Below are 13307 nucleotides of genomic sequence, written 5' to 3' on the forward strand. Positions count from 1 at the left end.
TGTCCTGCGCCAGATGGGCTGCCCGCCTTGCCGCCCACCTCGAAATTGTAGGGAACAAACGAGGCGGGCAAAGGTGATCTCACAGGCTGAACTGGCCCGAAACGGATGTAGGAGCGGATTCATCCGCGATGCGCCGCGCGGGCGGCGCTCGATCTCACAGGCGCCAAAAGGCGCAAACTGATCACCCAGAATATTCGTAAATGTTCATTTCTTTGTCATCTGATCAGTTTTTTCTATAAAGACTGACTGGCGACCGGCTTTCTGTTGCGCTAGTATTTTCGGAAACGAACATAGATGTTCATATTCGATGTGAACAGCCCCCAGGAGGCCTTGCCCGTGTCCCAGCCCGTTCCGTCCCAGCCATCACTCGCCGACTGCTATGACCTTGCCGTGATCGGCGGTGGCATCAATGGCGTGGGCATCGCTGCCGACGCCGCCGGCCGCGGCCTGAAGGTCTTTCTCTGCGAGAAGGACGACCTGGCCCAGCATACCTCCTCAGCCAGCAGCAAACTGATCCACGGCGGCCTGCGCTACCTTGAGCACTACGAGTTCCGCCTGGTGCGTGAGGCGCTGGCCGAGCGCGAAGTACTGCTGGCCAAGGCACCGCACATCGTCAAGCCGATGCGTTTTGTGCTGCCGCACCGCCCGCACCTGCGCCCAGCGTGGATGATCCGTGCCGGCCTGTTCCTCTACGATCACCTGGGCAAGCGCAAGCGCCTGGGCGCCTCCCGCAGCCTGCGTTTTGGCCCGGGCTACCCACTCAAGCCGGCGATCACCCGCGGTTTCGAATATGCTGACTGCGCCGTGGACGACGCCCGCCTGGTGGTGCTCAATGCCATGGCCGCCCGTGAGAACGGTGCGGATATCGTCACTCGAACCCGCTGCCTGCGCGCCGAGCGCGTTGACGGCGTATGGCAGGTCGAACTGCAGCATGCCGACGGCCGCCTGCAGACGATTCGTGCCCGCGCCCTGGTCAATGCTGCCGGCCCTTGGGTAGCCAGCTTCATCAAGGACGATCTCAAGCTGAACGCCCCCTACGGCATCCGGCTGATCCAGGGCAGCCACATCATTGTGCCGCGCCTGTACGAAGGCGAGCATGCCTACATCCTGCAGAATGAAGACCAGCGCATCGTGTTCTGCATCCCGTATCTGGAACGTTTCACCCTGATCGGCACCACCGACCGTGAATACAGCGGCGATCCGGCGCAAGTAAACATTACCGAAGGCGAAACCGACTATCTGCTCAAGGTGGTCAACCAGCACTTCAACCACCAGCTCAGCCGTGCCGACATCCTGCACACGTATTCCGGCGTTCGCCCGCTGTGCAATGACGAATCGGACAACCCGTCGGCCGTGACTCGCGACTACACCTTGGCACTGTCCGCAGGCGATGGTCAGGCGCCATTGCTCTCTGTGTTCGGTGGCAAGCTCACCACTTACCGCAAGCTGGCTGAATCAGCGATGGGCGAGCTCAAACCCTTCTTCAACCAGATGCACGGCAGCTGGACGGCTGAAAGCCCTCTTCCGGGTGGCGAGAACATGAGCGACGCACAAACTCTGGTGGATGGCTTGCTCAAACGCCATGAGTGGTTGTCTGCAGACATTGCCAAGCGCTGGGCAACCACCTACGGCAGCCGCACATGGCAGCTGCTGGAGGGTGTTCAAGGGCCGGCCGACCTTGGCCAGGCAATCGGTGGTGGCCTGTTCGCACGTGAGGTGGATTACCTGTGCAACGAAGAATGGGCGCTGACGGCCGACGACATTCTGTGGCGCCGCACCAAGTTGGGCCTGTTCACCACGGCGGCTGAGCAACAAGCCCTGGCGGGGTACCTGAAAGAGGTAGAACGACAAGGCGTTCAAGCGGCCTGAAGGCATCTTGGTGCAGCGCTTCGCCATCAACGAAGCGCCGCATCAATGCGTCACAGCGCTACAAGGGCCAACGTGAGTAAGCCTCTGCGGTCAAGCGCTTGATGAGCGCTGTTTCCTGCGTTTCCAGATTCGATTTCAATGCGTTGGACCGCTCAATATACGTCTGCTCGTCTATCTCGCCGCTCTCTACTTGTGATTCGTACTGCTCCATTGCCGGCCGTTGAGCATCTACCAACGCCCTGAATCGCATGAAGTAAGTCTGGCGCAGGTAATCCTGCCAGAACATCTGATCTGCCAGAGATTGCGCCAGTTGCTCGGTGGACTCGGAAGACAGGATCTCAACCCGGGCACTGTTGATGTCCTGCGCCGTGACGAAAGATTCCTGCTCGTAATGCATACGAACAGGTTGAGCCGGCAGTTGCAGCGGCCCGGCCAGTCTCACCCGGTATGCCAGATAGGTTTCGATATCGTCGATCCGCTCCAGGTTGCTGGGTACATTCGCGTTCACTTCCCTGAGCCACGCCAGCTTGCGTGCGGCAATCCTGTCCACCTGTTGCAAGCGAAACAGCGAACGTCCAAGCCTCATCAAAGCGACCTCACTCTGCATCTGTGTAAGGCCCGTCGTCTGTCGGTGAACCAGCACACGCGTCTCCATCTGGCTGAACAACCACAGCAACCTGTCCTCGCAGCTGGCTATACCGCCCGCCTGCTCGAATAAAAGCTCGCGCAACTCGCTGTTCTGCTCGCACGCCTCGATAATGTTCCACACCCTGGCCCGGTAGTACGTCGGATGTTTCAAGTAATCCGGCAACCGTACGAAGTCACGCAGGAAGTTGAAGAAGTCATCCGAACCCGCCTCACTGCGCACGTTGCTCCACAGCATTTCGCGTTCGGCGCGCAAGGCTCCTTTGGTGCCCGTCAACCATTCCTCCAACTCGGCTTGCAGAACAAGATGATGCCGATAGAAAGGACTGTGTCGGACACCGTGGGCAGAAGCATTCGATGGCCCCGGCTGCTCATTCAGCAATGCCTCGCTGGCTTCATCCAAGGGGTTATCGTGCAACGCCATCTGCTGCAAGCGAACCCTCAGCCCTAGAAGGTCGCTATTGACTTGCTGAATGCGGTTTTGCCGCAAATCGACGATCCCCCGCCAGGGCAATTGTTGAATATTCTCGGGCAATTGCTCGATGCCTGCCCCACGCATCCCCAGCTGGCGCACGTTCAACAAGCGCCTCACCTCGGGAGGGTTACCCAACGGGTTGTAATTGAGTTCAATCCTTTCCAGATTGAGCAGCGTATTGATGCGTTGGCTGTCCGCCGGCGTCAGGGCGATCTGATTGTTGTCCAGCCGCAGTAGGCGCAGTTCGGTCAGTTGCTCCAGACCTTGCGGGATGGACGACAGTCGATTGCTGCGCAGGTCAAGCTCCATAAGTTTCGGGAAACGCCCCAGGAAGTCGGCATCGACACGCTGCAGATCCATGTCGCGCAGCACCAGGCGTGTCACATGCGCGAAGGTGATGCCTCCAGGCAACTGGGGTAAGCTGCCCACGCGCTCGCCGCTGATTTCCAGTGCGTAGCTACCGTCTGTGCGTCGCCGCAACTTGCGGCGCCAACAACGTCGGAGCGCGTTTGCCACCCTGCTACGCCTCAGTAAATCCAAAAGGTTTGCATACTCGGCTCGCCAGCTCGCCAATGACGACCGCAAGGTCATCCATTGCTGATACAGCGCTTCGTAATGTGACCACGGGTCAACCTGCTCAGCAATCAAGTTGAGCATGTACTGCTGCAATTGTGCATCGTCCAGCGTTGGGTAAACCTGCAGAATGCCGCGCCTGGCCGCCTGCCCACGGCTTTCCCCCCGGCCACTGAGCGGGTAGCCAAGACGACCATCGGCAAAGCGCAGGGGCGGACGGACACCACCGGAGATCGGCACCTGGCCTATGAGCCTTGATGCCAGGTCCCGGTGCCCCCGCACGTGGCCTGCCAGCCGATCGACCAGTTGCTGCTCGCCGAGCATCGCATTGCCCAGGATGATCTTCTGCTGGTCGTCCATGCACAACAGCAGCGCGTGCATCAGGCTGTAGGTAGGGCCTGCGGGGGTACGAGGATGTACTGCCTGATCATGGATGCTGTAGGTATGCTCGCCTCGCACGATGCCTATCACCTCCTGCGCTGCCTCTGCGCCCGCCTGCGCCAGCAGGGCACCTTGTGCCGAGCCCTCACGCAGCTCGACACGCAACGCCTCGGGCCAAGGCGCAAGCTCATGAATCAAACCGATCGCCAGCCTTTCAGTATCGCCATTGACTGCCTGCCATTGACGCAAACCGGCGCAGGCACGATCCAGCCGACTATCACGCAGGTACCAACGGATTCGTTCAGCCATTGCCAATGGTACCCGTCCACTCGAACGCAGTTGTTCGAGGAGTTGATTGTCGACCTGCTGGCGTATCTCCTTCGCCCCTCTGACCGAAAGCCCGGGGAACGTTCGCCGTATCAACGCATCCTCTACTTCTTCCCTTTCCTGGGCTGCAGCGACCAACAATTCAAAGGCCTCTGCCTCCATGGCTGGGTGCAGGACATGCAGGCGGTAGCGGTCGAAAGCATCCCGCAACCGTGCAGGCGCCGGGGCATTCTCCACATGCAACTGACGTAGCCGCGCCTCGTCGAAACCGGTGCAGTCCAGCACGGCAGTCGCTTCTTCTGGTGTCATTTCAAAAAATGCCGCTGCCAGACGACGCAAGAGTTGCAGCTCCCCCACCCACTCCTGAGGCAGCTCCAGCGCATGTCGCCACGCACCGCTGCCGTTGCGCCGCAGCAACGGTCGGTATGCCTGCTCACGCGTTGGATGACGGATGACCAGGTCCTTGCCATCCTGCGAACGCGCGATCTGGAAAGTGCCTTCGTGAAACTGCACTTGAGTACGCCCAAGGTAACCCTCGCCTTGCACCACCGACACGCCAGGCGGTTGTTCGATCTGGTACGGCGCCATGTCCAGGGAGCAGAGCCTCAACCGCCCAGCGTCGAGCAGCACGGGAGTCAGCTTTTTCACGATGGCTGCCCCTGCCCCCACTGCCGCGCCCACCGCCAGGTTTTCCGCAATCGCGAATACATGCCCCAGGGCAGCCTCGCGGTCCCCCAACTGCCAATCCTGATAGCCTTCATAGACTTCGTCGGCGATCTGAAGCGCAGCAACACCCAGCATCAGCTCACCCAGGACGGGTATGAACAGCCCAGCCAGGCCCAGCAGCGTCAAGCCAGCATTTTCATAGTTTGCGAGGCGCCGGCTGCGCGAGGCGGCATCTTCATCTTTGCTAGGTACCGCCAGCACCCTGGCGTCGTCGAGAATCTTGTCGATGTGCTGCGAACGCAGATGGGCGAACAACGGTTTGTCCAACGCAAAATGACGCCCGTCGAGTTCAAGCGCTGCGCCTGTCGCGGCTTTGGCCAGCAGACGCTCGAGTGTGCTGCTGAAGGCCATACGCTCGCGCTCACCTATAAACCGCATGAAGAATGTTGCATAGCTTGGTTCGCGCAAGCGCAGCCCCAAATCCTCATAGAGCGCGGCCCAGGAGGCATGCTGGCGAACAGGCCGGTCAGCGTCGCCCGGAATCCAGACGATAAGACCGGCGGGGTTGGTGCCACCCTGCTCACGCCACTCGACCACCACCACACCCTGGATGCACTTGCCCAGCAGGAACAGCTCCCTGCAGGCAAGCAGCGTCGTATCGGCCGGCACGGTCGGCTTTGTCGCAATGACCCTGAGCATCTGCAAATAACTGCGCTCATCGATGTCGGCCCTGACAAAGGCAACACGCACTGCCGCCTCCAGGGCCGTGCGCTGTGCTTCTTCAAACACGGCCTCGACTTCTCGTCGGGCATGGCCTGGCGGGTCACCCGCCTTGTCAGCTGGCAGCAGATGCTGGCGCAGCAGGCTTTGATAACGGCCGCCCAGGTCCAGCGCATGGCAGAGCTTTGCAAAAAGCACAAACGAAATGGGCAGCTTCGCGCCCGAGGGGGCCTCCAGCTGTCGACGGATACGTGGCCTGGTTACGATTTCGTCCTCGGCAAAGTTGTGCATCGCCGCCGACAGCAGCGGTATGGCGTTTGTACGCACCGTCCTCTCGATGGGCGGCAGCGGAAATATGCTGGGATAGGACCTGCGCACCACGGTACACAACTGCGCCGTTCGTACATCGACATGGATGTTGTGCTCCTTGTACAGCGCCTCTTCCAGCTGCGGAGCGCAAAACGCTATCAGGTCAGGAATCCCGCTCAACAGCCGCTTCAAGTGCTCGGCACTTTGCTGCTGCTGAATCAAGGAAAGGTGAAGTGCCTTTCGTGCCTCGCCCGATGCATTCTTGAGCCATTCAGGCATCTGCTTGGCGATCAAGGCGTCTATCGAGTCGGGTGGCAGGTCGTGTTCAGGGGAATCGGTCATGGGTTGCCTCTCTATTTCTTGAGAAGCGACCAAGAAGCCTGATACGGACCTCAACTAAGTATTAATTAAATAGCACTAGCATTTTGCTCGAGAAGATTCGTTCGGATTACCGAACGAATTGACAGCGATTCATTCGGAGATTCGGACAAAAATCTGTTACATGACAACCGCTAAACTATTGATCGCCAGCTTCTACGGGGCGTTATGATCAGAATCAGAGCTTGGCACGACTCATGCTCTACACTTGGAAGCCGAATGCACCGCTTCATGCTGTATTCGTTGAACGAAAGAGTCCGCCAACGGCTCCATAAAAAAAACAAACACGTCGAGGAAAATTTGATGCGTATCGTTCGTCAATTGCTGGGCGCCGCCATCGCGGCCGCTGTCATCGCTTCGCCCGCCATGGCCGAGGAGCTGACCGGCACCCTGAAGAAGATCAAGGACTCGGGCACCATCACCCTGGGGCACCGCGACTCCTCCATTCCATTTTCCTACCTGGCAGGCAAGCCGGAACCTGTGGGCTACTCCCACGACATCCAGCTGGCCGTAGTCGACGCCCTCAAGAAGCAACTGGGCACCGACATCAAGGTCAAGTACAACCTGGTCACCTCCCAGACCCGCATCCCGCTGGTGCAGAACGGCACCGTGGACCTGGAGTGCGGCTCCACTACCAACAACGTCGAGCGCCAACAGCAAGTCGGCTTCTCGGTCGGTATCTTTGAAGTCGGTACCCGCCTGCTGACCAAGGTCAAGGACGGTCAGCCTGCCTACAAGGACTTCCCGGACCTGGCTGGCAAGAACGTGGTAACCACCGCCGGCACCACCTCCGAGCGCATCCTCAAGGCGATGAACGCCGACAAGCAGATGAAGATGAACGTGATTTCCGCCAAGGACCACGGTGAAGCCTTCAACATGCTCGAAAGCGGCCGCGCCGTAGCCTTCATGATGGACGACGCCCTGCTTGCCGGCGAAATGGCCAAGGCCCGCAATCCTAACGACTGGGTCATCACCGGCACTCCACAGTCATACGAAATCTACGGCTGCATGGTGCGCAAGGATGACGCGGCATTCAAGAAAGCGGTCGATGACGCCATCATTGGCTACTTCAAGTCGGGCGAAGTCAACAAGAGCTACGACAAGTGGTTCACCCAGCCGATCCCGCCAAAAGGCCTCAATCTGAACTTCCAGATGAGCGACGAGCTGAAGAAACTGATCGCCGAGCCGACCGACAAGGCCGCGGACGAGAAAAAGTCCTGATCCTCAGCCAATAGTGGCCTGGTGCGCATCCGCACGCGATTGGACCCACAGGCCACGCTTTAGTGTCTACCCTTTCATCCGAGGGCGTTCATCGCCCTTGGATGCTCGAAGGTGCCCGTGAAACAACCGTCTGAGGGGAAATCCCGATGAATTACAACTGGGACTGGGGCGTGTTCTTCAAGTCCACCGGCGTGGGAAGCGAGACTTATCTGGACTGGTACATCACCGGTCTGGGCTGGACCATCGCCATCTCGATCACCGCCTGGATCATCGCATTGCTGCTGGGGTCGATCCTCGGCGTCATGCGTACCGTACCGAACCGTCTGGTATCGGGCATCGCCACCGCCTACGTGGAGCTGTTCCGCAACGTGCCGCTGCTGGTGCAGCTGTTCATCTGGTACTTCCTGGTGCCGGACCTGCTGCCCGAAGGCTTGCAGGAATGGTTCAAGCAGGACCTCAACCCGACCACCTCGGCGTTGATCAGCGTGGTGATCTGCCTGGGCCTGTTCACCGCCGCCCGCGTCTGCGAGCAGGTGCGCACCGGCATTCAGGCGCTGCCTCGCGGCCAGGAAGCCGCCGCCCGCGCCATGGGCTTCAGCCTGCCGCAGATCTACAACAACGTACTGCTGCCGCAAGCTTACCGGATCATCATCCCGCCACTTACCTCGGAATTCCTGAACGTGTTCAAGAACTCCTCGGTGGCCTCGCTGATCGGCCTGATGGAGCTGCTGGCACAGACCAAGCAGACCGCCGAATTCTCGGCCAACCTGTTCGAGGCCTTCACGTTGGCCACGCTGATCTACTTCACCCTCAACATGGGCCTGATGCTGCTGATGCGCATGGTCGAGAAGAAAGTCGCCGTGCCTGGCCTGATCTCCGTGGGGGGCAAGTAAATGGACATGGACTTCAGCGAAATCATCCCGGCCCTGCCTGCCCTGTGGGATGGCATGATCATGACCCTGCAACTGATGGTCATGGGCGTGGTCGGTGGCATCGTGCTGGGTACCATCCTCGCACTGATGCGCCTGTCGTCGAGCAAGCTGCTGTCACGTGTGGCCGGCGCGTACGTCAACTACTTCCGCTCGATCCCGCTGCTGCTGGTCATTACCTGGTTCTACCTGGCGGTGCCGTTCGTGCTGCGCTGGATCACCGGCGAGGACACCCCGGTGGGTGCCTTCACCTCGTGCGTGGTGGCGTTCATGATGTTCGAGGCCGCCTACTTCTGCGAAATCGTCCGTGCCGGCGTGCAGTCGATCTCCAAGGGCCAGATGGGCGCCGCCCAGGCCCTGGGCATGAACTACGGCCAGACCATGCGCCTGATCATCCTGCCCCAGGCCTTCCGCAAGATGACCCCGCTGCTGCTGCAGCAAAGCATCATCCTGTTCCAGGACACCTCCCTGGTGTACACCGTGGGCCTGGTGGACTTCCTCAACTCGGCACGCTCCAACGGCGACATCATCGGGCGCTCCCACGAGTTCCTGATCTTCGCCGGGGTCGTCTACTTCCTCATCAGCTTCTCCGCTTCGTGGCTGGTCAAGCGCCTGCAAAAAAGGATCACCGTATGATTTCCATCAAGAACGTCAACAAGTGGTACGGCGACTTCCAGGTATTGACCGACTGCAGCACCGAGGTCAAGAAAGGTGAAGTGGTGGTGGTGTGCGGCCCATCGGGCTCGGGCAAATCCACCCTGATCAAGTGCGTCAACGCGCTGGAGCCGTTCCAGAAAGGCGACATCGTGGTCGATGGCACTTCGATCGCCGACCCCAAGACCAACCTGCCCAAGCTGCGTTCGCGGGTGGGCATGGTGTTCCAGCATTTCGAGCTGTTCCCGCACCTGACCATCACCGAGAACCTGACCATCGCCCAGCGCAAGGTGCTCGGCCGCAGCGAGGCAGAAGCCACCAAGAAAGGCCTGGCCCTGCTCGAGCGTGTCGGCCTCAGTGCGCACGCCAAGAAGCACCCCGGGCAGCTCTCCGGCGGCCAGCAGCAGCGCGTGGCGATCGCCCGCGCGCTGGCCATGGACCCGATCGTCATGCTGTTCGACGAACCGACCTCGGCACTGGACCCGGAAATGGTCAGCGAAGTACTGGATGTGATGGTGCAACTGGCCAACGAAGGCATGACCATGATGTGCGTGACCCACGAAATGGGCTTCGCCCGCAAGGTCGCCAACCGAGTCATTTTCATGGACAAGGGCAGCATCATCGAAGACTGCACCAAGGAAGAGTTCTTCGGCGACCAGGGTGCCCGTGACCAACGCACGCAGCACTTCCTCAGCAAGATCCTGCAACACTAAGTCGGCCACCGTTTCCGCTGCTCCGGGACTCTCCGGGCAGCGGATGCTGGTCGTGACAAGGCCACTGTGATGAAATGCGATCCCTCGCTACTTCGCCCTGCCAAGCCCGCCGTGAAATCCCGCCTGATTCGTCAACTGCTGCTGCCGCCTCTGATCATCCTGCTGATGGTCGGCCTGGGCCTGGCCGGCTTCCTGATCAGCGAGAGCAACGGCATTCGTACGCTCAGCGAAAACGGCGAGCGCGCGCTCGAACTGCATGCGCGCACGGTCGAAAGCGAAATCAGCAAGTACACCTACCTGCCGAGCCTGCTGGAACTGGAAGACAGCGTCTCGCAGCTGCTCACCGACCCTGATGGCGCCAACCGGCAAGCCGTCAACGAATACCTCGAGGGCCTGAACCGGCGCAGCCGTAGCCGGGCGATCTTCGTCCTCGACACCAACGGCCGAGTACAGGCCAGCAGCAATTGGCGCGATGCCGACTCGTTCCTCGGTGAGGACCTGTCGTTCCGTGCCTATTTCCAGAGTGCCGTGCGCGGCGAGCCGGGCCGGTTCTACGGCATCGGCAGCACCACCGGCGAGGCGGGCTACTACCTCGCCCATGGCCTTGAAGAGCACGGCAAGATCATCGGCGTGGCGGTGATCAAGGTGCGCCTGGATACCCTCGAAGAGCGCTGGCAGCGCGCCCGCCTGGAAGCCTTCGTCAGCGACGAGAATGGCATCATCATCCTTTCCAGCGACCCGGCGCGTCGCCTGAAATCAGTGCGCCCGCTGACCCCACAGATCAAAGAACGGCTGGCGCGCAGCCTGCAGTACTATTGGTGGCCGCTGAACGAGTTGCAGCCGCTGGCGCGGGAAACCCTGGCCGATGGCGTGGAAAAACTAACCTTCCCGGCCAACGTCGAAACCGCCCAGGGCAAGCCCCACGAAGTGAGCTACCTGGCGCAGACCCGGCGCCTGGCCGACACGCCTTGGCACTTTACCCTGCTCACCCCGCTACAGGACCTGCGCCGCGAATCCATGGTGCAGGGCATCCTGGTCGGCGTAGCCTTTGCCCTGCTGACGATCCTCGGCATCGCCTGGAACGAGCGGCGCAAGGTCGTTGCCACGCGTCTGGCCGCCCGCGAAGCACTGGAAGAAGCCAACAGCCAGCTGGAACGGCGCATCGCCGACCGCACGGCCGACCTGCGCGCCAGCAACGAACGGCTCAAGGGCCAGATTCGTGAACGCCGGCATGCCGAGCAGACCTTGCGCCATGCCCAGGACGAACTGGTCCAGGCCGGCAAGCTGGCAGCGATCGGGCAGATGTCCACCAGCATCGCCCACGAGCTGAACCAGCCCCTGGCGGCACTGCGGACCTTGTCCGGCAACACCGTGCGCTTCCTCGAACGCGGTGCGCTGGATACCGCCAGCACCAACCTGCGTACCATGAACGACCTGATCGATCGCATGGGCCGCATCACCGCCAGCCTGCGCTCATTCGCCCGGCGTGGCGACGACAGCGGCCAGGCGTCGTTGGCCAAGGCCGTGGAGGCGTCCCTGCAGGTGCTGAGCAACCGTATTTCCGGCTGCCACCTGCAACTGCACAGCCAGTTCGAAGACCATCAACTGGCCATCGACCAGACCCGCCTGGAACAAATCCTGGTCAACCTGATCGGTAACGCGCTCGATGCCATGGCTACCCAACCGCTGCCCGAACTGTGGCTTGAAGGTGAGCTGTCGGGTGATAAATACCGCCTGCGGGTGCGCGACAACGGCCACGGCATCGACGCCGAAACCCGCAAGCACCTGTTCGAACCCTTCTTCACCACCAAACCGGGCGAACACGGCCTGGGCCTGGGGCTGACCCTGTCGGCAAGCCTTGCCGCCGCCGCCAAAGGCAGCCTGAACGTCGAGCACCCCGCCACAGGCGGCACGGCCTTCGTCCTCGCCCTCCCCCTGGTCACACCCCCCAGCGAATCGGCAGAGCAACCATGAACCAAGCGCCACTTACCGTTCTGATCGTCGAAGACGACCCGCATGTGCTGCTCGGCTGCCAGCAGGCGCTGGCCCTGGAAGACATCGCCTGCGAGGGGGTCGGCAGTGCCGAACAGGCCCTTGAGCGCATCGGCGATGATTTTGCCGGCATTGTCGTCAGCGATATCCGCCTGCCCGGCATCGATGGCCTGGAGCTGCTCAACCGCCTGAAGGCCCGAGACCGCAGCCTGCCGGTGGTGCTGATCACCGGCCACGGCGATATCGACATGGCAGTGGGTGCCATGCGCAATGGCGCTTACGACTTCATGGAAAAGCCCTTCTCTCCCGAGCGCCTGGTCGATGTGGTACGCCGTGCGCTGGAGCAACGTGGGCTGTCTCGCGAAGTGGTGGCCCTGCGCCGGCAGCTGGCCGAGCAGAGCAGCCTGGAGGGGCGCATCATCGGTCGCTCGCCAGCCATGGAACACCTGCGCGAGCTGATCGCCAACGTCGCCGATACCTCGGCCAACGTGCTGATCGAAGGTGAAACCGGCACCGGCAAGGAGCTGGTCGCCCGCTGCCTTCACGATTTCAGCCGACGCCAGGGCCAACCATTCGTAGCGCTGAACTGTGGTGGCCTGCCGGAAAACCTGTTCGAAAGCGAGATCTTCGGCCACGAGGCCAACGCCTTCACCGGTGCCGGCAAGCGCCGCATCGGCAAGATCGAACACGCCAACGGTGGCACGCTGTTCCTCGACGAAGTGGAAAGCATGCCGGTCAACCTGCAGATCAAGCTGTTGCGCGTGCTGCAGGAGCGCACCTTGGAGCGCCTGGGCTCGAACCAGAGCATCGCGGTGGATTGCCGGGTGATCGCAGCCACCAAATCAGACCTCGACGCGCTCGGCCAGACCGGGCAGTTCCGCAGCGACCTGTATTACCGCCTGAACGTGGTGACCCTTGAGCTACCGCCTCTGCGTGAACGCCGCGAGGACATCCTGCAACTGTTCGAGCACTTCCTGCAGCAGTCGGCGCTGCGTTTCGACCGCGAGGCGCCGACGCTGGACAGCCAGACCTTGTCGCGCCTTATGGCCCACGACTGGCCTGGCAACGTGCGCGAGCTGCGTAATGTGGCCGAGCGTTATGCCTTGGGGTTGCCAGCGTTCAAGAAGGGGCCGAGCAGCGGTGCCAGCCAGGGGGTTGGATTTGCCGAGGCGGTTGAAGCGTTCGAGCGCAACCTGCTCAGCGATGCCCTGCAGCGGACCGGTGGCAACCTGAGCCAGGCCAGCCAAGAGTTGGGGATGGCCAAGACCACGCTGTTCGACAAGGTCAAGAAATATGGGCTCGGCTGATGGAGCAGCGTCGCCTGCTTCGCGGGTAAACCCGCTCCCACAGGGCTAGTGCCTTGCCTGCGGCTTGTACAGCACCTGTGGGAGCGGGTTTACCCGCGAAGCAGGCGACGCCGATTCAAAGCCCGGCGATATGGGTGACATCCTGCCG

At 61.2% G+C, this 13307-nt stretch carries 8 protein-coding genes; 7 read left to right on the plus strand and 1 reads right to left on the minus strand.

Annotated elements, in window-relative coordinates:
- The first annotated feature begins 336 nt into the window (after positions 1 to 336).
- The gene (gene glpD / locus H040_RS24195; RefSeq protein WP_027918981.1) at positions 337 to 1869 is read left to right on the plus strand and encodes a glycerol-3-phosphate dehydrogenase; all 1533 of its coding nucleotides are present in this window, start codon (positions 337 to 339) and stop codon (positions 1867 to 1869) included.
- A 58-nt stretch (positions 1870 to 1927) separates the two neighbouring features.
- Here glpD and H040_RS24200 read toward each other — a convergent pair whose 3' ends face one another.
- Positions 1928 to 6307 carry an NEL-type E3 ubiquitin ligase domain-containing protein gene (locus tag H040_RS24200; protein ID WP_027918982.1) on the minus strand — a complete coding sequence of 1460 codons (4380 nt, stop codon included), beginning with the start codon at positions 6305 to 6307 and terminating at the stop codon, positions 1928 to 1930.
- Positions 6308 to 6646: 339 nt separating this feature from the next.
- On the opposite strand from H040_RS24200, the gene H040_RS24205 reads away from it, so the two are divergent.
- The 6 genes from H040_RS24205 to H040_RS24230 all read left to right on the plus strand — a co-directional run bounded on the left by H040_RS24205 (position 6647) and on the right by H040_RS24230 (position 13159).
- Positions 6647 to 7564, plus strand: coding sequence for a glutamate/aspartate ABC transporter substrate-binding protein (locus H040_RS24205; protein WP_027918983.1), 918 nt, complete (start codon positions 6647 to 6649; stop codon positions 7562 to 7564).
- Positions 7565 to 7710: 146 nt separating this feature from the next.
- Positions 7711 to 8457, plus strand: coding sequence for an amino acid ABC transporter permease (locus tag H040_RS24210; protein ID WP_027918984.1), 747 nt, complete (start codon positions 7711 to 7713; stop codon positions 8455 to 8457).
- Entirely contained in the window at positions 8458 to 9129 is a 672-nt protein-coding gene (locus H040_RS24215) for an amino acid ABC transporter permease (RefSeq protein WP_027918985.1), read from the plus strand.
- Entirely contained in the window at positions 9126 to 9860 is a 735-nt protein-coding gene (locus tag H040_RS24220) for an amino acid ABC transporter ATP-binding protein (protein ID WP_027918986.1), read from the plus strand. The genes H040_RS24215 and H040_RS24220 overlap by 4 nt, the downstream gene beginning before the upstream one ends.
- A gap of 69 nt (positions 9861 to 9929) precedes the next feature.
- Positions 9930 to 11834 carry a sensor histidine kinase gene (locus H040_RS24225; protein ID WP_027918987.1) on the plus strand — a complete coding sequence of 635 codons (1905 nt, stop codon included), beginning with the start codon at positions 9930 to 9932 and terminating at the stop codon, positions 11832 to 11834.
- Positions 11831 to 13159 carry a sigma-54-dependent transcriptional regulator gene (locus tag H040_RS24230; protein WP_027918988.1) on the plus strand — a complete coding sequence of 443 codons (1329 nt, stop codon included), beginning with the start codon at positions 11831 to 11833 and terminating at the stop codon, positions 13157 to 13159. Before H040_RS24225 ends, H040_RS24230 begins: the two co-directional genes overlap by 4 nt.
- The last annotated feature ends 148 nt before the right edge of the window (positions 13160 to 13307 follow it).

Source organism: Pseudomonas sp. URMO17WK12:I7, assembly GCF_003269045.1.
GTDB classification, from domain to species: domain Bacteria; phylum Pseudomonadota; class Gammaproteobacteria; order Pseudomonadales; family Pseudomonadaceae; genus Aquipseudomonas; species Aquipseudomonas putida_J.